The organism is Micromonospora sp. NPDC048063 (genome assembly GCF_043202855.1).
Lineage (GTDB): Bacteria > Actinomycetota > Actinomycetes > Mycobacteriales > Micromonosporaceae > Micromonospora.
The window spans coordinates 205,520-226,123 of record NZ_JBIDBG010000005.1 but is presented as its reverse complement, the minus strand read 5'-3'; the positions used below and the strand labels follow the sequence as shown (position 1 = coordinate 226,123).

Below are 20,604 nucleotides of genomic sequence, written 5' to 3'. Positions count from 1 at the left end.
TCGGCCATTGGCACGCGTGCAGCGTTACGATGGATTCGTGCCAACGTCCGAGGATGCTCTGCGGATCGCCGTCTACGCCTTCGACGGCGTCACGATGTTCCACCTCTCTGTGCCGCAACTCGTCTTCGACGAGGTCGCTCGGCAAGGCCTGGGCAACTGGGAGACGATGCTCTTCTCGGACCGCGCGGGGTCGATTCGTACCGCCGAGGGCTACACACTCGGCGAGGTGCGCGGGCCCGCGGCGGCTGAGGAGGCCGATGTCGTCGTCGTCCCTTCCTGGTTCGAGGACGGTCGCACTGCCGGGCCGGCGCTTCAGCGAGCGTTGACGAGGGCCCACGGCCGCGGCGCGACGGTCGCCGGGCTGTGCCTCGGGGCCTTCGCCGTCGCCGACGCAGGCCTGCTGTCCCGACGCGCGGCCGTGACGCACTGGCAGGCCGTCGACCTGCTCGCCGCCCGGCACCCCGATGTCGACACGGATGCCTCCGTGCTGTACATCGATCACGGTGACGTGTTGACCTCGGCCGGGACGGCGTCGGCGATCGATGCATGTCTGCACCTCGTCCGCAGCAGGCTCGGCGCGGCGGCGGCCAACCGGGTGGCTCGCAGTCTCGTGGTGGCCCCGCACCGCGAGGGCGGGCAGGCGCAGTACATCGAACGGCCCCTACCCCCGCACTCCTCCGACGACCCGATCACCGAAGCGATGGAGTGGGCTCTGCGGCACCTGGCAGAACCCCTCACGGTCGAGCGGCTGGCTGGCGTCGCGCACATGAGCCGGCGCACCTTCATCCGAGCGTTCCAGGCATCTACCGGCGTCACCCCGGCCGCCTGGGTCAAGCGTCAGCGCCTCGACGAGGCCCGTCGGCTGCTGGAGTCGACGGAGCTGTCGGTCGACCAGGTCGCTGCCGCATGCGGTATCGGCAGCAGTGTCACGCTGCGGCAGAGCTTCGCCGCGGCCTTCGACACCTCGCCGTCGGAGTACCGCCGACGGTTCGACACCCGTACCGCAGACCGTCGGACGAGCAGTCACCGAGCAGTCCCACGTCCACAAGGGATAGGCAAAGCAAGAGCCTGACCTGCGTTTCCGCAGGTCAGGCTCTTTTGATCTTGCACGCCCGAAGGGAGCCGAGCCCCTGACCCTCCGATCCCCAGCCGGATGGGGTGGACGTGCCTGAATCAATGACCGCGGGCGATCCACTCGTCCAAGTGCGGAGCTTCGGCGGCAATCGTGGTGCCGTCACCGTGACCGGTGTGGACCCGGGTGTCGCCGGGCATGGTGAGCAGCCTTTCCCGGATCGAGGAAATGATCGTCGGGAAGTCCGAGAACGAGCGGCCGGTGGCGCCGGGGCCGCCGGAGAACAGGGTGTCGCCGGTGAACAGGACCCCCGCTTCGGGCAGGTGCAGGCAGACCGACCCGGGCGAGTGCCCCGGGGTGTGGATCACCCGCAGTTCCGTGCCCGCCACGGCGATCCGCTGCTCGTCGGTAGCCGGCCAGAACTTCTCGTCCGGGTGGCTCTGCCGCCACAGCTCCTCGTCGCCGGGGTGCAACAGGACCGGCGCGTAGCACTCCTTGGCGAGCCGCGGCGCGGCGGTGACGTGGTCGTTGTGCCCGTGTGTGCACACGACGGCGACGACGGCACGCGAGCCCACGGCCTCGATGATCGGCTCGGCATCGTGAGCGGCATCGACGATGACGACCTCGTCGTCGTCGCCGACGAGCCAGACGTTGTTGTCCACCTCCCACGTGCCGCCGTCGAGCTGGAACACCCCGGAGGTGACCACGCGGTCGATCCGCAGCGCGCCACTCATAGCACCACGACCGAGCGCAGCACCTCGCCGGCGTGCATGGTGTGGAACGCCTTCTCGACGTCGTCGATCGCGATACGTTCGGTGACGAACCTGTCCAGCGGCAGCCTGCCCTGCAGGTACAGGTCGATCAGCATGGGGAAGTCCCGCTCAGGCAGACAGTCGCCGTACCAGGAGGACCTCAGCGCGCCGCCGCGGGAGAAGATGTCGAGCAGCGGCATCTCCAGGCGCATGTCCGGGGTGGGCACGCCGACGAGCACGACGGTGCCCGCGAGGTCGCGGGCGTAGAACGCCTGCTTCCAGGTCTCCGGCCGCCCGACCGCGTCGATCACGACGTCGGCACCGAACCCGCCGGTCAGCTCCGCGATCGCGGCGACGGCGTCGGTGGCTGAGGCGTCGACGGTGTGGGTGGCTCCGAGGTCCCGGGCCCACTCGAGCTTGCGTGCGTCACGGTCCACGGCGATGATCGTCGAGGCGCCGGCCAGACGGGCGCCGGCGACGGCGGCGTCGCCCACTCCCCCACAGCCGATGACGGCCACGGAATCCCCGCGCCCCACCGCACCGGTGTTGATCGCCGCGCCGACGCCGGCCATGACCCCGCAGCCGAGCAGGCCCGCGACGGCCGGGTCGACGGACGGGTCGACTTTCGTGCACTGGCCGGCGTGCACGAGCGTCTTGTCCGCGAATGCGCCGATACCCAAGGCGGGGGTGAGCTGCGTGCCGTCGGTCAGGGTCATCTTCTGGGTCGCGTTGAACGTGCTGAAGCAGTACTGCGGGCGGCCCCGCTTGCAGGCCCGACACTGACCGCAGACCGCTCGCCAGTTCAGGATGACGAAGTCGCCGGGTCGCACCGACTCGACGCCTTCGCCGACGCTCTCGACGGTGCCCGCGGCCTCGTGGCCCAGCAGGAACGGGAACTCGTCGTTGATCCCGCCGTCGCGGTAGGTCAGATCCGTGTGACATACCCCGCAGGCGGCCACCGCGACCACGACCTCACCGGGACCGGGGTCGGGGATGACTATGTCCGTCAGCTCGACCGGCGCACCCTTGGAACGGGCAATGACACCGCGCACCTGCTGTGGCATGGAGATGCTTCCTCTTTCGATCGGCGGTAGATGCGACAGCGACACTAGCTGCGCTTTCCCGGTACGCGACCTGGCCGGCGGACGAGAGAAACCTGGTCTTTCGGCTAGGGTGTTCGAATGGGAACGGAACTTGCCGGGCTGCGTGAGGTGATCGAGGGGCCACTGCACGAGATCGCCGGACGGTTCTCCCGGTTCCTGGCAGACCGCTGGCCGCATACCGCACTGATCATCTTCACCCGCGAGTGCACCGGCCGCCCCCGCAAGGTGGCCGGGGCGATCGAGACGATCAACAGGGTCACTCTCGCGGAACTGGAGGACCTCAAGGCGCGCATCGAACCCGGTCGTCCGCTCTGCACCACGGCGACGATAGCCGGGGAGGCCCGCGCGGTGTGGGTGGTGCGGGATCGGGTGGATACGCTGCTCGTCCTCGTCGCTCGCAGCGCGGCCAGGCGCTTTCCTCAGTCCGAGGTCCTGGCGGAAGTCTTCGGTATCGTCGCGACGTCGATCCGGCAGCAGGTTGCCCAGGCCAGTCCGGACTACCTCGCTGAATCGCGCGCGGCGTCGACCGAGCGGGCACGCACGATCGCGGAGATGGCCGCGGCCCACGAGACCGCGCTCGTCACCATTCTCACGACGCTGCGTTCCACCGGCCTCGACGATCGCCGCGCCCGTCTCGCCGCCACCGACTCGGCGTCCGCCGCGCTCGTGGCGTTGCGCACCGCTCAGGAGTCCGACCTGGCCTCGTCCGAGGAACCAGCGCCGGCCGTGTTCGCCAAGCTGCGCAAGGAGATCCGCCAGGTGCTGCGCCACCACGACGCGCAGCTGGATTTCGTGCCACCGCCCAAGGACGTACGCCCGGTGCCCGGCGAGATCGCCCGCGCGGCGCACGCCATGACCCGTACGGTCGTGCTGGCCTTCACCGCCCAGCCGGGGCTCGCACGGCTGCGTATCGCCTGGGACTGCGACGGCACGTCGCTGCGGGTCGATGTGCGCGACCAGGGCGCCGGCCGCCTTGACACCCACGCCTTGCGCCGCAAGCTCGACGGCCGTGCCCGTGCGCTCGGCGCCACCGTCGAGTTCGACGCCGTACCCGACTGGGGCAGCCGCGCCACCATCAGCCTTCCGCTCGCTCCAGCTCCCGATCGTTCCGGCGGAAGCAGGCTGAGCAGCCTGAACCGGCGGGAACTCGAGGTACTTCGCCTTGTCACCCAAGGAAAGCGCAACAAGGCCATCGGCATCGAGCTCGGCATCAGCGAAAGCACTGTGAAGTTCCACGTCGCCGGTCTGCTGAAAAAGTTGGAAGTCAGCTCCCGCGGCGAGGCGACGGCGCTGGCGCTCGACGCGGGCATCTAGTGCTCCAGCCGGGGACCGTGATCATGGCTTGATGAGGTCTTGTCGGGTGTAGTGGCTGGTCTTGGCTCGGGCTCGGTGGCGGCGTCGGCGGATGGACCAGAGCGGCAAGGGCCAGGTCGGCCTGGACCACAACCAGGTGCGCGGTTGGACCGGCTGACACCGGTTCATCACCCTGGCCATGCTCGCCCTGGCCGTCCTGACCATCCTCGCCGCCCAACAGCCCGACACCGACCGACCAGACCATGCCGCACATCCGCCGCGACCTGCCGGGGCCCTGCCCAGTTGAGCGCCGTCCCGAGGAGCTTCGTGCACCCCCTACTCGGCTGGAGGCTGGGCGACTCGGCGTTTGGCGTTCCGCCACATGAGGCGGCCGAGGACCATGAGCCAGAGGGATTCCAGCGGTAGGACCATCACGAAGAGAAACAGGTCGGTGCCACCGGCCGGCGCCAACCCGACCCCGGCGAAGGCCAGCAGGCCATTGGTGAGCACCAGCGCGCCGGCGATCGCCCCGGCAACCGCGAACCAACGGGGATAGCGGGCATCGAGGGCGACCGCCAGCCCGGCCAAGAGCATGGTCAACCCGTAGAACACGACTATTTCGCTGTGGAAGGTGCCGTTGAGGAACCAGATTCCGGTTTCGGCCATGCGTTGCAGCGCCTCTTGTTCCGGGCCGGTAGCGGTTGCCCACTCGTCGGCCAGGACCTTGAGCGCGTAGCCGTCCACCCCGTAGTCGAAGACGACGAAGAGACTCCCAACAATCGCGCTGGGTATCAGGAACCGGCCGACCGCGCGGGCGGCGCCCGGCATCAGGGTGTTCGCGAGTGCGACGAAAGCACCGAGCCAGATAAGCCCAGCCACGATCGTGCCCAGATGGATGAGCAGCCAGGTCTGGTGGTCGGCGATGAACCGCAGGGCCACGGCCTCGCCCACGAGACTCTCCTCGCGCGTGGGGAGATCACCGTGCGGGGCGAACGACGCGCCGAGCACAAGTGGCCCAGCGATCGCGCACACCGCGCCGATTCGGAGCAGAATCCGTTGCTCGGAGTCCACCGGCTCCGCCGTCGAGCGCGTCATACCTGTCTCCTATCGGTGGGTGCGTCGGTCTTTGTCGCCTGGGGCATGCGCGGTGGCGTGCCGGCCGTCGCGCAGCCGCCGTACGAGCACCGCCAGCCCGCCCGCGATGAGGCCCCACAGCATGTTGGTGACGAACAGCGGGATGACCGCGAACGGCATGGCGAGCGGGCCCTGAAGCTCTCCGGTGAGAATCGGCGAGAGCACTGCGCTGAGCAGGATCGCCGCGGCCGCGTAGGTGAGCCCGGCGGCCACGAGGGTCAGCAGCGGCTCGCGTACCCGGCTCAGGCCCACGATCAGGACCCAGGCCGAGGTGATGGCGATGGTGAGGATGAGCGGTGTTGCCGGCTTCCCCAACACATCGCTCAGGCCGACGATGGAGAAGAGCGGCCGGACGAGCGCCAGCGCGGCAAGGCCGAACACCAACGGCCAGTTGAGGCGTCGAACAACTGAGGCAGGTTCCATGTCTTCACGCTAGGGTCGCCTGCTCGGCCGGCCTGTCAGTCAAGTCTCGTCACTTTTCGGCGGGCGCTACACCGTGGGGCGACATGGGACGTCGCCCCTCGACGTACACGTCGCCCGGCGAACGGATGCGATCATGTCGTCCATGACCCATGGCGCGGGCGACAATGAGGTAGCCCCGTGGGTCCTCGCGGCTCTGGTCGCCGCCGGCCAGGCCATCACGGTCGCGCTCATCATCGCGATCGGCTCGCACGACGGTGGGCGACACGACGTCGGGGCGTACGTGTTCGCGGCCGGCTTCGGTGCGCTGCTGCTGCTCCGCAGCCGGCTGCCGGTCGCCGTGCTGATCACCGCGGTCCTGCTCGTGTTCGCCTACTACGCCGCCGGATACCCGCCGATCGGCATGGCGCTGCCGCTGGTCGGGGCCTTCTACGGCGCCGCCGAGCGCGGGCGCGCAGCCGTGGCCTCCGTTGTCGGAGCGGTCCTGCTTGCGGTCTCGTTGTACTTCCGCACCACCGACGGCGAGTCCAGCGCCGTCCTGGCCTACGACCTGATCACGAACGTGGCCCTCATCGGCTGCGCGATCGCCCTCGCCCTCGCGGTCCGCAGCACGCGCGCCCTGCGCAACCAGCAACGCCGAGTGGTCGCCCTGGAACGTCACCATCAGCAGGAACGGGCCGCCCGCCACCTTGAGGCCGAACGCCTGCGCATCGCACGGGACGTCCATGATTCCGTCGGCCACGCGCTGTCCCTGGTCTCCGTCCAGGCACGCGTCGCGCAGCAGTCGCTCGGCACCAACGACGCGGCCGTCGGGCGGGCCCTCGACAACGTCGTCGACGCCGCCCGGTCATCCCTGGCGGATTTGCGCCGCACCCTGGCGATCCTCCAGTCCGATCGCGAGGACGCGGGCCGGGCCCTGCTCACCCTGACCGGCATCGAACGCACGGCGCAGGCGGCCCGCGACGCCGGACTCGACGTGACCGTCTCGATCGACGTCGACGAGGCCGCCATTCCCGCGCCGGCGGCAAGCACCGCCTTCCGGATCGTGCAGGAGTCGGTTACCAACGTGCTCCGTCACGCGAGTGCCAACCGGGCCACGATCACCATCTGGAGCAGCAAAGACGAGCTGCGCGTACGCGTCGCCGACGACGGTCACGGCGCGCGGACGGAACCCGTCTTCCGGTCCACCCGGGGCGACGGGGGGCGGGGAATCGACGGTATGCGGGAGCGGGCGGCACTGCTCGGCGGCACCCTGACAGCCGGATCCACCCCCACGGGATTCAGTGTCGAGGCGGTACTGCCGATCGGAGGAGCACGGTGATCAGGGTGGTCATTGCCGAAGACGAGGTACTGCTGCGCGGCGGCCTGAAGGCCCTGGCCGAACATGACGGTGACATCCAGATCGTCGCCGAGGTGGATCAGGGCGGGGCCGCCGTCGCCCGGGTACGCGAGCTGCGACCCGATGTGGTCCTCATGGACATCCGGATGCCCGGCCTCGACGGCATCGCAGCGACCCAGATCATCACCGCGTCCCCCGCTCTCGCTGATGTCGCCGTGCTGGTCCTGACCACCTTCGCTGAGGAGCAGACCGTGCTGGAGGCGCTGCGGGCGGGCGCGGCCGGCTACGTACTCAAGGACATCGCCCCGGAGGAGTTGCGCGAGGCGATCCGGGCGGTCGCTGCGGGCCGGCCGATCCTGTCCCCCGATGTCACCACGACCGTCATGCGGGCCGCCGTCAGGTCCCGTTCCGGACCCGACCCGGACCTCATCGACCGGCTCGCACCACGGGAACTCGAGGTCCTCGCCGAGATCGGCCTCGGACTGAACAACGCCGAGATCGCCGAGCGGCTCTTCATCAGCCCGGCGACCGCTCGGACCTATGTGAGTCGGCTGCTCCACAAGCTGGACGCCCGTGACCGTGCCCAGCTGGTCGTGATCGCGCACCGCGCCGGCCTCGTCGACACCCCTCGGTGAGGCCGGACCGGCGACGGGCCGTCGATCCACCGCCTGTCGGCGAACGTGACTGCGCCGGCCAGCACCGCGCACACCGCCACCGCAGGGGGTAACCTGGGCGCGGGACCCGTCCGAAGGCGATCGGGTCGACCCCGTCAGGTTTCGCTGCCAGGTCCGGTCTGACTTCAGGGCCCGGCATCGGTCGGGCTCGACATCGACTGAGGAGACAGACATGGCGGTAGGAGTGTTTGCGGGCATCCCGGTGCGCGACTATGACAGCGCCCTGGAGTGGTACAAGCGGCTGCTCGGTGCTGAACCGGCCTTCTATCCCAACGAGATCGAGGCGGTCTGGCAGTTGGCCGAGGATCGGTACGTGTACATCATCCAGGATCCCGACCGGGCCGGCGGAGCTGTCAGCATGATCTGGGTCGACGACCCGGTCGCCGAGGTTGCGAGGATCTCCGGACAGGGCCTGGAGCCGGTCGACGTTGAGAAGCACGACTCGGTCTGGAAGTACGTCTTCCACGACAGCGACGGCAACGAGACCGGAATCGGCGGAGAGGTCTCGACGACCGGATGATCACTGGTCCCGCGCTGCAGGCGTGGTGACCTCGGACCACTCCCAGCAAACCTTGTCGAGCTCCGCTCGGCGGGCCAACGTGCCCGCCGTCTTGTCGATGAAGATCTGCTCACAGTGGGTGGCGTCCTGGAGACGCCACCCACCCGGGCGGCGGCAGTGGCAGCTCGACGGCGTCAGCCGCACCGATCCGTCACCGACCGCCGGGTGCCCGCCCCAGAGCTCGCGCCGCGTTGTCGGTGGCCACCTGCCGGGCGTAGTCAGCGCCCCGGTGTGCCACCGTGGCGGACGGAGCGTCGGTGCCCATCGGGAAGGGCCAGTCGCTGCCGAGCACCAGCCGGTCCGCGCCGAAGACCGAAACCGCCAGGTCGACCACCTCCGGGTCGTGGGCCAGATTGTCGACGTAGAGGGCGCGCACCGCCTCGGCCGGGGTGGGCGACAGCACCGGTACGCCCGGTCTGCTGGTGGTGTGACCGCGCTCCCAGCGCCCGACCACCGCCGGCACGCAACCGCCACAGTGCACCAGCACGAACCGGATCCCCGGGTGCCCGCCGAGCACCCCGCCGAAGACGAGCTGGGCCACTGCCACAGTCGTCTCGACCGGGTTGCCCAGCAGGTTGGCCAGGTAGTAGGGCTCCAGGCGGGGATCCGCCGAGTGCGCGGGGTGCAGTTGCACGGTGCGCCGGTCCGCATCGAGACGCTGCCACAGGGGGTGCAGCGGCGGACCGTCGAGCGGTCCGGCGCCTCCACCGGCGGCGCCCACCACGCCGGCCCAGCGGTCGTCGGCGGCGATCCGGTCGTACTCGGCGAGGGCCACTTCGGGATGTTCGAACGGCAAGTACGCCAGCGGGGTGAGCCGGGGCCGGTCGGCGACCACGGCGAGCAGGCCGTCGTTGACCGCACGGACCCACGCCGCCGCCTCCGGTCCGGACATCCGCTGACGGTAGAAGGGCGGCGGGACGCTGACGATCGCCTCGTCCAGCCCTGCCTGGTCCAGGTGGTTCTCGAGCCGGTCCGGGTGGTACAGGTCGGGCGGGCCGACCCGTTTGCCGCCGAGAACGGCGGCGCCGTCACCGTCGACCGCGACCCCTGGCAGATTGGCCGGGCGCAGGTCGGGGGCGAGGTGGGCGTGCATGTCGATGCCAGGCAACGGGGCTTCCTAACGGTTGGCCCGACCGGCGGTCACGACGGGACGCGCCGACGGTACGGGATGGTGGCTGGCGTGGCCGCTCACCCGGCGGCGGACAGTCCGTCGGGGCGGGGGTGCCCCGACGGTTGTTGGGCGGCGCCACTACCGGCTGACGCGGTGGCGCCGGCGGTCAGCTCCCGGGACGCGCGCGTCCCGGTGCCCGGGCGGCAGGCACTGCCGCGGCGTCGGTGTTCATCTTGCCGATCACCCGGTCTGCCGCGTGCTGGATGTGGACCTGCACGGCGGCCACCGCCGCCGCCACGTCCCCCGCCACGCACGCGTCGAGGATGGCCCGGTGCTCGCGGACCCGCTCCTCGTTCTGCCCCGTCGGGGTGACCGTCGCGAACCGGTACCGCTCGCTGTTCTCCCAGACCGGTTCCAGGCCGCGCAGCAGCCAGCGCGATCCGGCCGCCCGGTAGATGGTGAAGTGGAACTCGGTGTGTGCCCTGCGGGCAGCCGTGGTGTCGCCGCGCGCGGACGCGGCGATGTGCTCGTCGAGTGCCGCCTCGGCCCGCCGGGCGTCCTGGGCGGTGAACCGGCTCGCCGCCCGCTCGATCAGTGCCGTCTCCATGGCGATCCGGGTCTCATGGGTGTCGACCGCGTCCTCGACGGTCAGCGGCATGACCCAGGCGCCCTTGTGCTGGACCACCTCGACCAGGCCGAGCGCGGCCAACCGCCGGATCGACTCGCGGACCGGGCTCATGCTCATACCGAGCAGGTCGGCCATCTCGTTGAGCCGCAACGGGGTGCCGGCCGGCAGCCGACCGGTGAGGATTGCCTCGTGCAGGACCGCGGTCGCCGAGTCGGCAAGGGTGCGGTGCTGTCCGTCGGCTCCACCGGCATCGGTCCGGCCGTCGTCGTCGTTGGCGTCGCTCAGGACGGATCGACGATGCGTTGTTACCACGGTTTGCCTCCGGATAGAGCCGCTGGTGGATGCCGTGCTCGTCCCGTTCTCGCAGGACATGATCCATGTTCATGGGTGCTCGGGTGATCCCACAAACGCATCAGGGCCCTGGAAATGGTACCAATTTCGTCGCTGTGGAATGGTGCGGGTCGGCGCCGCGCTGCGCCGCCCCGCACCCGTCGCGGGGTCAGTGCAGCTTCGTCAGTCGCACCTGGTTGCGCAGCTCACCGAGCGCTTCCACCCGGGTCACCACCAGGTCCCCGTCGTTCAGGAACACCTGTGGGTCACGGGCGTTCCCGATGCCGCTCGGCGTACCGGTGAGCACCACGTCGCCGGCCCGCAGGGTCATCCCCCAACTCAGTTCCGCGATGATGCGGGCGAATGGGAAGGCCATCTGCCCGGTCGACGCGTCCTGGAGCAGCACGCCGTTCACCTCGCACTGGATGCGCAGGTTCGCCGGGTCCGGCACCTCGTCCACGGTGGTCAGCCACGGCCCGAGCGGCATGGTGGCGTCGATGCTCTTGCCCTTGAGCCACTGGCCGCCGTGCGCGCGTTGCAGGTCGCGCTGCGACACGTCGTTGGCCACGCAGAACGCCGCCACGTACGACAGCGCGTCCGCCTCGCTCACCGAACGGCAGTCCGCGCCGATGACCAGCGCCACCTCCGCCTCGTAGTCCCACTTGGCGGAGAGTTGCGGGTCGTAGGCGATGTCGTCGTACGGGCCGACGACCGTGTCCGGGCCCTTGGTGAAGAAGGTCGGGTGCTTGGGCCGTTCCGCGGGGTCCTGCCCTTCCCGCTTGCCACGCGACTCCTCGAAGTGGTCCCAGTAGTTCCAACCGGTGCAGAGGATGTCCCGGTTGAACCGGCGCAGCGGCGCGTCGAGCCGGACCTCGGCCAACGGCACCGCCGCGACCTGCCGCGCGGCGGTGCGGACGGCCGCCAACGCGTCCGCGCCACCACGAATCGCCTCGTCGAGGTCGCCCAGCTCGGCGGGGAGCACGGCGACGGTGTCGCCGTCCACCACCCCGATCCGCCGGCCGGCCTCGGTGAGAACGCTGGCGAGCTTCATCAGGCGTCCTGCTCGTCGTCGATCACGCCGATCGCGTTGATCTCGATCAGGTAGTCCTTGTTCACGAACTTGGAGACCTCCACCATCGTCGAGGCCGGCGGCTCACCGGTGAAGTACTGCCGGCGCACCTCGTGGATGGCGTGGAAGTCCTCCATGTTGCGGACGTAGACATCCACCCGCACGATGTCCTCCAGCGACCCGCCGGCAGCCGTCATCGCGGCGCGCAGGTTCTGGCAGACCTGGTGCGTCTGGGCGGCGATGTCGCCGACGCCGGTGACCCCGCCCTCGCGGTTGCGGGCGGTCATGCCGGACACGAACACCATCCGGCCCCGCGCCCTGATCTGGGTGGCCTGGGCGAAGTGACCGTTCGGGGCGGCCAGCTCGGGGGAAACAATCTGCTGCTTGGGCATGGTCATCTTCTCTTCTTCGAGGTGGAGCTAGCGGGCGTCCGCCGGGTCGGTGTACCACTCGGGCTGGGTCGGGTAGTGCGGCCCGTCGTAGATCTCCAGCAGGACGCTCTCTTCTTCGGCGAGCGTGGGCCCGTGCAGGCTGCCCTTCGGGTTCCAGTAGAACGAGCCCGGGGTGAGGGTGAGCCCGGTGGGCACGTAGGTGTACCGGCCGCTGAGGCAGAACATGAACTGGTTGGACGCGTGTGAGTGGCGCAGCGGGATGCCGGCGCCCTTGCGGAACCGGATCAGCGAGATGGACGCCTCGGTCTCCTCGTTGCGCCACAGCGCCTTGTGGGAGAGGCCGGCCAGCGTCTTGTCCGCCCAGTCCAGCTCGTCGGTCTGGAGCAGGATCTCGCGGAAGCGGGCCAGCACCAGGCCGCCCGGGCCGGGCACCAGGTCCTCCCGCGACCGGTCGGCGGCCTCGCCGCCGTAGTTCGACGGCTCGGAGAGGTTGTTGGCCCACTCCTGCGGGTCGACGCCGGCCGGCACCGGCGGGGTCGGCACGAGCGGCAGGTCGCTCATCGCTCGCCCTGACCGGACACGAGGTTCTCCCCCAGGCACTTCAGCTCGACGAGCCGGCTGCGGTACCGGGTGGTGCCGTTGTTGGTGAGCATGTGGATCTCCCCCGGCTCGCGGTAGACCACCCCGCCGATGTCCTCGTGCACCAGGCGGGGGTCGCCACCGGCGAGCGCGTCGATCCGGTTGTCGGCGGCTTCCAGCGCGATCACCAGGTACGGGTTGAGGTGGTGGTGCCAGGGCTGCTGCTCGCCGGGCGCCAGACTGATCTCCCAGACCCGCACCTGGTCGTTCTCGAAGACCACCTGCTGGCCGACGGCACCGAGCTCGACCTGGGTTCCGTCCGGGGCGGTCGCGTGACCGTAGTTACTCATTGTCATCCCTTTCGCAGACGAGGGTGTTGTCGGACCGGGTCACGGGCGGCGGGCAGCCGGTGACCCGGGCGTAGAGCTGGGCGGCCGTGTCGATGCCGGAGACGGGGTCGAACGGGACGATCGCCGCCACGTGCCCGTCCGGGCGAACCAGCACCAGTGTGTCGTTGTCGACCCCGAAGCGGCGCCGCACCCGGTCTCCCGGGTCGAACAGCGCCCGGTCCCGCAGCCCGGAGTCGTGCGGCGCGTCCCACCGGCTCACCACGTAGTGCCGCAGGGCGGGCGACTCCTGTGGCGGCAGTGCCGGGACCCGGCGCGGGTCGGTGAAGTAGAGCGCCACGAAGGCGTCGGCAGCCAGGTCGTGCAGGTGCACCGTGCCGGACTGACCGAACAGCGGCAGGTCGGGGCTGCGCGCCCCGGCCAGCACCGGCAGCGGTTCGTCGCCGGCGGCGACCATCGACCAGTCGCCCGTGCCGCCCACGTCGAGGCGTACGCCGAGCATGGCGCGGGTGAACGCGTTGCCCCAGTTGCCGGCGGTCATCACCCCCGGGTCGTCCGCGCGCCGGGCCATGTAGGCCCGCGCCGCCGCGGCCATCGCCGCGGAGCCCTTGGTGGCGACCGGTTCCTGCTCGACCTGGTAACCGTCGAGCAGGCTCGGCTCGGCCCAGCCGCGCAGCACCCAGGCCATCCGCCAGGGCAGGTTCGAGGCGTCCAGGACCCCGGTGTTCAGGCCCAGCGCCCACATCGGGGTGATCAGGTGCGCGGCGTCGCCGAGCAGGAAGACCCGCCCGTCCTGCCACCGGTCGGCCACCCGCTGGTGCACGTTGTAGATGTTGGTGCCGACGATCTCCAGGGTCTTGGTGTCCCCGATGAACCGGCGTGCCTTGTCGGCCAGTTCCTCCCGGTCCGGCTCGGCCTGCCCGGCCGGCAGCGGGTAGAGGAAACGCCAGCAGTGCGGCTGGCGGACCAGGATCATCCACTCCTGGGGATCACCGAAGTAGGCCAGGTACGGGTAGTCGCGCGGGTTCTCCACGTCCAGGTCGACCTTCAGGTCGACCAGCATGTAACGCTCCTGGTACGTCTCGCCCTCGACCCGCGCGCCGATCTGGTCCCGGACGGCGGACCGACCGCCGTCGCAGCCCAGCAGGTACCGCACCGGAACCGTCCGCTCCCCCTCGGCGGTACGCAGCCGCAGGTCCACCCGGTCCGGGTGCTGGACGAAGTCGAGCAGCCGGTGTCCCATGTGCAGCGCGCCGGGGGCGGTGGCGTCGAGCCGCTGCCGCAGGATCGGCTCCAGCTCGTGCTGCGGGATGTTGATGACGAACGGGAAGCGGGTGTCCTCGGTCAGTTCGCCGGTCCGGACGCTGAGGGTCTGGGTGTTCGTGGCCCGGTCCAGCTCGCCGATCTCGTCGATGCGCAGCGACCCGGCCAGCACGTCGTTCAGGGCGCCGTACCGGTGCAGCACCTCCAGGGTGCGGGTGAGGACGGTGCCGGCCTTGGTGTCCAGCGACAGCCGCTCGTCCTCCTCGAAGATGACCACCGGCACGCCGTAGTGGGCCAGGCCCAGCGCGGTGACCAGGCCGACCGGCCCGGCGCCCACGATGCCCACCGGCAACTGCTCGGTCGTGCTGCTCATTGTGCTTCGCTCCTCGGGTACGCCCGGTCACGGGTCAGGGTGGATCCGGTCATGGTCGCGGCCGGCGAGAGCAGGAACATCAGCGGACCGACCACGTCGGCCGGCGTGCCGATGCCGGTGGCCCTCGCCCAGTGCTCCCGTTCGCCGCCGCTCGGGTTGGCCTGCTGGAACTGCGGGGTGTCCACCACTCCGGGGAAGACGGTGTTCACCCGGATCCGGTGCTCGGCGACCTCGGCGGCGAGCGACTTGGCGAAGGCGATCAACGCCCCCTTGCTCGCCGCGTAGGCCGACGCCTGCGCCCGGCCGGCGGTGGCCAGGCCCGACGCGAAGACCAGGATCGCGCCCGAGCGGCGGGCGATCATGTCCGGCAGGACCGCCTGCGCGCACCAGACCACCCCGTCGAGGTTCACCGCCAGCGTGCGGCGCCACTGCTCGGGGTCCATGTCGACCACGTCGCACCGCGGCTGCACCGCCGCTCCGGCCACCAGGGCGTCGATCCGCCCGTGCTCGGCGAGCACCCGGGCGACCGCGGCGTGCACCGCGTCGCGGTCGGACACGTCCACCCGGTGCTCGTGCACCCGCCCGCTGGGGTGCGGCTGACCCGATGTCACGTCGAACACCACGGCCGTACCCCCCGCGTCCGCGTACGCGTGGGCGAGGGCGGCGCCGATGCCGTTGGCGCCCCCGGTGACCACGAGCACCTCGCCGGTGGCGTCGAAACTGGCCCGCATGACGTCCTTTCCTCCTTCTCGACCGGGGTCAGCCGGCGCTGGGCGGCGACGGGAGCGGCACGCCCAGCCCGGCGGCGACCTCCACCAGTCCGGCGAAGACCGACGGCTGGAGCGCGACACCGTCGCGCGACGCCCGGTCGTACCGGCCGGCTTCGATGTCACCGGGCAGGTGGACCCGCTCCGTGCCGGGCGCCAGCGCGGAGCCGAGCACCTGGTCGGCCAGGTCGTCGACCCGGCGGGCGAGCTCCTCCGCGTCCTCGGCGAACGCCTCGGCGTCCAGGGCGAGGAAGAAGTGCGCGCAGTCGTTGGGCACCGACACGTCGGCGTAGAGGCCCTGCACGCCCCGGCCGTACGCCCCGCCGGACAGCACCCCGGTCAGTACGTCGATCATGAACGCGAGACCGTATCCCTTGTGGGCGCCGGACGGCAACAGCAGTCCCCTGAGCGCGGCGGCCGGATCGGTGGTGGGCCGTCCCTGCGCGTCGGTCGCCCAGCTCGCGGGGATCTCGCGGCCCTCACCGGCGGCCAGCCGGATCTTGCCGAGCGCGGCCTCGGAGAGCGCCACGTCGAGGATCACCGGCTTGCCGCCCGCACGGGGTACGCCCACCGCGAGCGGGTTGTTGCCGACCACCGCCGAGGCGCCACCGGGGGCGGGCATCAGCGGGCGGGTATTGGCCGCCGCGATGCCGACGCAGCCGTTGTTCGCGGCGAGGTCCACGTAGCGGAACGCCCCGCCGAAGTGGAACGCCCGGCGAACGGTGACCACGCCGACGCCGTACGTCCGCGCCTTCGCCACCGCCAGCCGCATCGCCTGGTCACCGGTGAGCTGCCCGAGCGCGTGGCCGGCGTCGAGCACCGCGATGGCGCCCTTGTCGCGGACCACCTCGGCCCGCTCGGCCCGGCTGACCGAGCCGGCCCTGATCCGGTCCACGTACATCGGCAGCAGCATCACCCCGTGCGAGGGGATTCCCCGCATGTCGGCGTCCACCAGGGAGCCGGCGACCAGGCCGGCCGCCTGCTCGGAGAAGCCCAGTGCGCCGAAGACCGAGGCGACGGCGTCGGTGAGCCACCGGACCGGGACGGTCGGCGGGAAGTCCGGCGCGCTCATGACCGGTCCGCCCACGGCACGAAGAACCGCTCGACTGCGGCGAGCAGGTAGAACAGCACGACGCTCAGCACCCCGAGCAGGATCATCGCGGCGAAGGCCAACGCGGTGTCGGCGCTGGCGCCGGAGGCGACGATCGCGTAGCCCAGCCCCTCGGTGGCCCCGACGAACTCGGCGATCACCGCGCCGATGACGGCGAGGGTGATGGCGAGCTTGAGACCGACGAAGAGCTGCGGGATGGCGGCCGGCATCCGGATCATGCGGAACGTCTGCCACCAGTTGGTCTTCAACGACCGACCCAGCTCCACCAGGTCGGCCGGGGTGGAGCTGAGCCCGGCGGCGGTGGAGATGACGATCGGGAAGAAGCAGACCAGGAAGACCAGGAAGACCTTGGGGAACTGGCCGAAGCCCATCCACACCACCAGCAGCGGCGCGACGGCCACCTTCGGTACGGCGTTGAGCATCAGCAGCAGCGGGTAGACGGTCCGTTCCAGCATCCGCGAGGCGGTGACGATCAGCGCCAGCGGCACCCCGATAGCGATGGCCATCAGGAAGCCCAGCAGCGTCTCCCAGAGGGTGACCAGGGTGTTGTCCCACAGGTAGCCGGACTCCTCGACCATGGTCTGCGCCACCTGCCCAGGGGACGGCAGGATGAAGCTCTCCACGTCGAAGACGACCGTGGTCGCCCACCACAGGGCGGTGGCGCCCACGACGCCGAGCACCGGCGGGAGTTGCTGGGCCCAGTGGCCCGCGGCGCGTGGCTTGTCGCGGCCGGTACGGCGGGATTCAGTGACCGTCACCGTGCCACCTCCTCGGGGGTCATGAGCAGGTCGTGCAGTTGGGCGCGCAGCACGCCGAGTTCGGCCGAGTGGCCGTCGCGTCCCAGCGAACGCGGGCGGGCGATGTCGATCCCCACGATCTGCCGCAGCCGGCCCGGTCGCGGGCTGAGTACGACGACCCGGTCGGCGAGCAGCACGGCCTCGTCGACCGAGTGCGTCACGAAGAGCACCGTCGAGGCGTGCTTCATCTGGAGGCGCTGGAGTTCGACCGTGAGGTCGGCGCGGGTGAGCGCGTCGAGCGCGGAGAACGGCTCGTCCATCAGCAGCACGCGCGGCTGCTGGATGAGGGCCCGGCACAGCGAGACCCGCTGCTGCATCCCGCCGGAGAGTTCGTGCGGCAGGCGCTTCTCGAAGCCGTTCAGCCCGACCAGGTCGAGCAGTTCGTGCGCGCGTGCCCGGGCGTCCCGTCGGTTCTGCTTGAACACCTCGGTCGGCAGCAGCACGTTGTCGATGACCGACCGCCACGGCAGCAGAGCCGGGCGCTGGAACATGAAGCCGATGTCCCGTCGTGGCCCCCGGATCGGGGTGCCGGCGACGGTTATCTCGCCCGAGGTGGCCGCCTGGAGGCCCGCCACCAGCCGCAGCAGGCTGGACTTACCGCACCCGGACCGCCCGACGATCGCCACGAACTCGCCGTCGGCGACCTCCAGCGACACGTCACGCAGGGCCTCCACGTCGCCGGCCCGGGTGCGGTAGATCTGCGAAACGTTACGAATTCCGATCATGGTTCGCCCCTCGCGGTGCGCGCCGCAACCAGCCGCGCGCACCGCCGTCGAAGAGGAAGTTATGGCTTTGCGATGTCGTAGACGCCGATGTCTTCGGCGTTCGGCGTCGACTTGAGGGTGCCGGTGCCGGCGAGGAGCTTGATCATCGCCTCCACCCGCGCCCGGTCCAGCTTTCCGGCCGGCCCGCCGTCGCCCAGGACGTACGGCCGCATCTCGGTGAGTTCGGCGGCGGCGACCTTCTCGTCGGCCGTCCGGTCGTGCTTCTTGAGCAGCTGGGCGGCTTCCTCGGGGTGCTCCACCGCGTAGAGCAGGCCCTTGACCAGCGCTGCCGTGAACTTCTCGACCTCTGCGCGGTTGCTTTCCAGCTTCGCGGCGGAGACCAGCAGGCCGTTGCCGTACAGGTCGGGAAGCTTGTCCGCGTACGGCAGCATGGTGACGGTCTTGCCACCGGCCGCCTTCTCCAGCAGCGGCTTGCCGGCGGCGAACTGGCCGATCGCGTCCACCGAACCGGCGGCGAGCAACTGCGGGAGCGACTGCGGCGAGGACGGGACGAACTTCACCGACTTCGGGTCGATGCCGGCCGCCTTGGCGTACGCCGGGAAAATGATCATGTTGGTGGAGCCGGAGCTGTCCGCGATGCTGGCGCCGGGCAGCTTCTCCGGCGAGTCGATCGCCTTGTCCAGCGAGGCGATGCCGGCCATCGACCGCTGGTGGATGGCGGCCACCACGCGCACCGGCATCTTCTCGTTCGCCAGTGTGGTGATGACCCCGGAGAGGTCGCCGGGGCCGTAGTCGGCCTGCCCCGACCCGATCAGCTTCATGACATCGACGGTGCCGGTGCCGGGCTTGATGGTGACGTTGAGGCCGGCCTCCTTGAAGTAGCCCTTCTCCAGTGCGACGTATGCGTACGCGTCCCGACCGAACGTCCCGAAGGAGGTCAGGTAGGTGACGGAGGCGGCATCGGGGGAACCGGTCTTCTCCGAATCACCACAGCCGGCGACGGTGAGTGTGAGAGCCGCTGCGGCGACGGCCGCGACGAGACGGGTGCGAGCTGACATGAGACCTCCTGCATCGGCGGGATTTATCAAATGTCAAACTTCCCGGCCCGTCAAGACCTCGTTTTGGCAACACCGCCCCGCTCCGGCGGTCCCGGCCCGGCGACCGCACCCCCGCCAGGCCCACTGACCTGGCAGTACGCCCCGCCACCAGTGGCGACCACAGTCGACACCGCAGGATCGCGTTACGCGCCGACAGCGAGCACGTCGCCGCTCGGCTCGACTCCGCCCGGCGGTTCGTTCTGTGGAGGGTCAGGTCGAACCGCCTCGTCACCGCTCTGGGTGGCCACGATGTCTCCGGCGAAACACGGCCTAGCATCGCCGGAGTGTCGATCACTCCTCGGCGGTGCCGGATCCTGATGCTCGCGGCGGCGGCCGTGTTCCTCGCGGTCGCCCTCGTCATCCGCGCGACGGCTGGCGGCGGCCTCGAACAGCACTCCGGCACCGCCCTGTACGGGTCCATGGTCTGGGCCGGGGTGCTGTTCCTCCGGCCGCGCACGGCGCCGCTGTCGGCGGGCGCGCTGGCGGTCGCCTTCTGCTGGGCGGTCGAGGTGTCGCAGCTGACCGGCATCCCGGCGGCGCTGTCGGCGCGCAGCCTCGTGGCCCGGCTCGTGCTCGGCGTCCAGTTCGACCCGGTCGACCTCGCCTGGTACCCCGTCGGGGTGCTGCCGCTGGTGGCGCTGGCGCAGTTCGTGCGCCGCACCCGCCGGCGGCGCGCGGACTGAACGGTCGGCGCCGATAATCGGGAGCGCTGGGAGGCCCGCCCCGCCTATCGTGGCGCGGTGCTGATCAGACGCGAGACCCCCGCCGACATCGACGCCGTCCGGGCGGTGCACCTCGCCGCCTTCGCCGATCCCGACAAGCCGGACGCCGTACCGGTGGAGGCCGGGCTGGTGGACGCGCTGCGGGCGGACGCCGGGTGGCTGCCCGCCTTCTCCCTCGTCGCGACCGCCGACGACGGGCAGGTCGTGGGGCACGTGGTGTGCACCCGGGGCCGGGTGGCCGGCGAGCCGGTCGCGCTGGGGCTGGGGCCGCTCGGCGTGCTGCCGGCCTGGCAGCGGCGGGGGGTCGGCTCCGCGCTGATGCACGCGGTGCTCGGCGCGGCCGACGCGCTCGACGAGCCGCTGGTGGTGCTCCTCGGCCACCCCGACTACTACCCCCGCTTCGGGTTCGGCCCGGCCGTCGACCTCGGCGTCACCCCGCCGCAGCCGTGGGGGCCGCGGTACTTCATGGCGCGTCCGATGAGCGCCTGGCGGCCGTCGATCCGGGGCGAGTTCACCTACGCCCGCCCCTTCGACGACCTGTAGGCGAGCCCGACGGCCTTGGCCGCCTGTCGATCGTCGGGCATGATTGGCGGATGGGAGAGGTGTTACCGATGCCGAGCTTCGGTGACCTGTTCACCGACCTGCGCGGCAGCGACCGGACGATGCGGGTGAGCTGGCATCCCGAGCGGGGCGCCGTGGTGCTGTCCCTGTGGTCGGGCACGGTGTGCCGGGGGTCCTTCCGGCTGGCCGCCGCCGACCTGCCGAGGCTGCTGTCGCTGCTCACCGACATCACCGCCCCCGCCCCGGACGGGCCCACGCAGGGCGCCGCACCGGCCCGCCCCCGTGCCGCCTCGGCCGTGGAGCAGACCGGCGAGATCGACCGGCCCGCCCCCCGCGGCCTGCTCCCGATCGTCGCTGCCCCGCGCGTCGCCTGACAGCTCCGCACA

24 protein-coding genes are annotated in these 20,604 nt (G+C 70.9%); 8 read left to right on the top strand and 16 right to left on the bottom strand.

What is annotated here, in order from left to right; genetic code table 11:
* The first annotated feature begins 16 nt into the window (after positions 1 to 16).
* Positions 17 to 1,072, top strand: a complete 1,056-nt coding sequence (locus ACGFZ2_RS16055) for a GlxA family transcriptional regulator (protein WP_393454121.1) — start codon at positions 17 to 19, stop codon at positions 1,070 to 1,072.
* A gap of 101 nt (positions 1,073 to 1,173) precedes the next feature.
* Here ACGFZ2_RS16055 and ACGFZ2_RS16050 read toward each other — a convergent pair whose 3' ends face one another.
* Both ACGFZ2_RS16050 and ACGFZ2_RS16045 read right to left on the bottom strand, forming a co-directional pair.
* A complete protein-coding gene (locus ACGFZ2_RS16050) occupies positions 1,174 to 1,806 on the bottom strand; it encodes an MBL fold metallo-hydrolase (RefSeq protein WP_393264122.1) in 633 nt (210 codons plus the stop codon).
* On the bottom strand, positions 1,803 to 2,888 hold the full coding sequence (locus ACGFZ2_RS16045) for an S-(hydroxymethyl)mycothiol dehydrogenase (RefSeq protein ID WP_393264453.1): 1,086 nt from the start codon (positions 2,886 to 2,888) through the stop codon (positions 1,803 to 1,805). Before ACGFZ2_RS16045 ends, ACGFZ2_RS16050 begins: the two co-directional genes overlap by 4 nt.
* 117 nt (positions 2,889 to 3,005) lie before the next feature.
* Here ACGFZ2_RS16045 and ACGFZ2_RS16040 point away from each other — a divergent pair, with 117 nt between their 5' ends.
* Positions 3,006 to 4,241 carry a LuxR C-terminal-related transcriptional regulator gene (locus ACGFZ2_RS16040; protein ID WP_393454118.1) on the top strand — a complete coding sequence of 412 codons (1,236 nt, stop codon included), beginning with the start codon at positions 3,006 to 3,008 and terminating at the stop codon, positions 4,239 to 4,241.
* 315 nt (positions 4,242 to 4,556) lie between these two features.
* Here the strand turns inward: ACGFZ2_RS16040 and ACGFZ2_RS16035 are convergent, their stop codons facing one another.
* Together ACGFZ2_RS16035 and ACGFZ2_RS16030 are read right to left on the bottom strand one after the other, a co-directional pair.
* Complete coding sequence (locus ACGFZ2_RS16035; RefSeq protein ID WP_393454115.1) at positions 4,557 to 5,315, bottom strand: hypothetical protein; 759 nt, start codon at positions 5,313 to 5,315, stop codon at positions 4,557 to 4,559.
* 9 nt (positions 5,316 to 5,324) lie between these two features.
* A complete protein-coding gene (locus ACGFZ2_RS16030; protein ID WP_393454112.1) occupies positions 5,325 to 5,735 on the bottom strand; it encodes a hypothetical protein in 411 nt (136 codons plus the stop codon).
* 184 nt (positions 5,736 to 5,919) lie between these two features.
* Here ACGFZ2_RS16030 and ACGFZ2_RS16025 point away from each other — a divergent pair, with 184 nt between their 5' ends.
* The 3 genes from ACGFZ2_RS16025 (at position 5,920) to ACGFZ2_RS16015 (ending at position 8,307) form a co-directional block, all read left to right on the top strand.
* A complete protein-coding gene (locus ACGFZ2_RS16025; protein WP_393264133.1) occupies positions 5,920 to 7,095 on the top strand; it encodes a sensor histidine kinase in 1,176 nt (391 codons plus the stop codon).
* A 5-nt stretch (positions 7,096 to 7,100) separates the two neighbouring features.
* Positions 7,101 to 7,748 carry a response regulator gene (locus ACGFZ2_RS16020; protein WP_393454109.1) on the top strand — a complete coding sequence of 216 codons (648 nt, stop codon included), beginning with the start codon at positions 7,101 to 7,103 and terminating at the stop codon, positions 7,746 to 7,748.
* A 211-nt stretch (positions 7,749 to 7,959) separates the two neighbouring features.
* Complete coding sequence (locus ACGFZ2_RS16015; RefSeq protein WP_393264138.1) at positions 7,960 to 8,307, top strand: VOC family protein; 348 nt, start codon at positions 7,960 to 7,962, stop codon at positions 8,305 to 8,307.
* Between the two features lie 190 nt (positions 8,308 to 8,497).
* On the opposite strand, the gene ACGFZ2_RS16010 is transcribed toward ACGFZ2_RS16015, so the two are convergent.
* The 12 genes from ACGFZ2_RS16010 to ACGFZ2_RS15955 all read right to left on the bottom strand — a co-directional run bounded on the left by ACGFZ2_RS16010 (position 8,498) and on the right by ACGFZ2_RS15955 (position 18,896).
* Complete coding sequence (locus ACGFZ2_RS16010) at positions 8,498 to 9,454, bottom strand: amidohydrolase family protein (protein ID WP_393454107.1); 957 nt, start codon at positions 9,452 to 9,454, stop codon at positions 8,498 to 8,500.
* Positions 9,455 to 9,623: 169 nt separating this feature from the next.
* Positions 9,624 to 10,397 carry a GntR family transcriptional regulator gene (locus tag ACGFZ2_RS16005; RefSeq protein WP_393454105.1) on the bottom strand — a complete coding sequence of 258 codons (774 nt, stop codon included), beginning with the start codon at positions 10,395 to 10,397 and terminating at the stop codon, positions 9,624 to 9,626.
* Between the two features lie 187 nt (positions 10,398 to 10,584).
* Positions 10,585 to 11,466 (bottom strand): fumarylacetoacetate hydrolase family protein, encoded by an 882-nt coding sequence (locus tag ACGFZ2_RS16000; RefSeq protein ID WP_393454102.1) that lies wholly within the window; start codon positions 11,464 to 11,466, stop codon positions 10,585 to 10,587.
* Entirely contained in the window at positions 11,466 to 11,882 is a 417-nt protein-coding gene (locus ACGFZ2_RS15995; protein WP_357454537.1) for a RidA family protein, read from the bottom strand. Before ACGFZ2_RS15995 ends, ACGFZ2_RS16000 begins: the two co-directional genes overlap by 1 nt.
* A 21-nt stretch (positions 11,883 to 11,903) precedes the next feature.
* Positions 11,904 to 12,437, bottom strand: coding sequence for a cupin domain-containing protein (locus ACGFZ2_RS15990; RefSeq protein ID WP_393454099.1), 534 nt, complete (start codon positions 12,435 to 12,437; stop codon positions 11,904 to 11,906).
* Entirely contained in the window at positions 12,434 to 12,805 is a 372-nt protein-coding gene (locus tag ACGFZ2_RS15985) for a cupin (protein WP_350712639.1), read from the bottom strand. Before ACGFZ2_RS15985 ends, ACGFZ2_RS15990 begins: the two co-directional genes overlap by 4 nt.
* Positions 12,798 to 14,438, bottom strand: coding sequence for an FAD-dependent monooxygenase (locus tag ACGFZ2_RS15980; protein ID WP_393454096.1), 1,641 nt, complete (start codon positions 14,436 to 14,438; stop codon positions 12,798 to 12,800). The genes ACGFZ2_RS15985 and ACGFZ2_RS15980 overlap by 8 nt, the downstream gene beginning before the upstream one ends.
* Positions 14,435 to 15,169: an SDR family NAD(P)-dependent oxidoreductase gene (locus ACGFZ2_RS15975; RefSeq protein WP_393454093.1), complete on the bottom strand. Its 735-nt coding sequence runs from the start codon at positions 15,167 to 15,169 to the stop codon at positions 14,435 to 14,437. Before ACGFZ2_RS15975 ends, ACGFZ2_RS15980 begins: the two co-directional genes overlap by 4 nt.
* A gap of 28 nt (positions 15,170 to 15,197) precedes the next feature.
* The gene (locus tag ACGFZ2_RS15970) at positions 15,198 to 16,277 is read right to left on the bottom strand and encodes an Ldh family oxidoreductase (RefSeq protein ID WP_393454090.1); all 1,080 of its coding nucleotides are present in this window, start codon (positions 16,275 to 16,277) and stop codon (positions 15,198 to 15,200) included.
* The gene (locus tag ACGFZ2_RS15965; RefSeq protein WP_393454087.1) at positions 16,274 to 17,074 is read right to left on the bottom strand and encodes an ABC transporter permease; all 801 of its coding nucleotides are present in this window, start codon (positions 17,072 to 17,074) and stop codon (positions 16,274 to 16,276) included. The genes ACGFZ2_RS15970 and ACGFZ2_RS15965 overlap by 4 nt, the downstream gene beginning before the upstream one ends.
* The gene (locus ACGFZ2_RS15960) at positions 17,071 to 17,838 is read right to left on the bottom strand and encodes an ABC transporter ATP-binding protein (protein ID WP_393454084.1); all 768 of its coding nucleotides are present in this window, start codon (positions 17,836 to 17,838) and stop codon (positions 17,071 to 17,073) included. Before ACGFZ2_RS15960 ends, ACGFZ2_RS15965 begins: the two co-directional genes overlap by 4 nt.
* Positions 17,839 to 17,897: 59 nt before the next feature.
* Positions 17,898 to 18,896 (bottom strand): ABC transporter substrate-binding protein, encoded by a 999-nt coding sequence (locus tag ACGFZ2_RS15955; RefSeq protein WP_393454081.1) that lies wholly within the window; start codon positions 18,894 to 18,896, stop codon positions 17,898 to 17,900.
* A 323-nt stretch (positions 18,897 to 19,219) separates the two neighbouring features.
* Between ACGFZ2_RS15955 and ACGFZ2_RS15950 the strand changes: the two genes are divergently transcribed.
* The 3 genes from ACGFZ2_RS15950 (at position 19,220) to ACGFZ2_RS15940 (ending at position 20,592) form a co-directional block, all read left to right on the top strand.
* Positions 19,220 to 19,618, top strand: a complete 399-nt coding sequence (locus ACGFZ2_RS15950) for a DUF2809 domain-containing protein (RefSeq protein WP_393454078.1) — start codon at positions 19,220 to 19,222, stop codon at positions 19,616 to 19,618.
* A gap of 57 nt (positions 19,619 to 19,675) precedes the next feature.
* Positions 19,676 to 20,200, top strand: a complete 525-nt coding sequence (locus ACGFZ2_RS15945; RefSeq protein ID WP_393264165.1) for a GNAT family N-acetyltransferase — start codon at positions 19,676 to 19,678, stop codon at positions 20,198 to 20,200.
* 68 nt (positions 20,201 to 20,268) lie between these two features.
* Entirely contained in the window at positions 20,269 to 20,592 is a 324-nt protein-coding gene (locus ACGFZ2_RS15940; RefSeq protein ID WP_393454075.1) for a hypothetical protein, read from the top strand.
* The last annotated feature ends 12 nt before the right edge of the window (positions 20,593 to 20,604 follow it).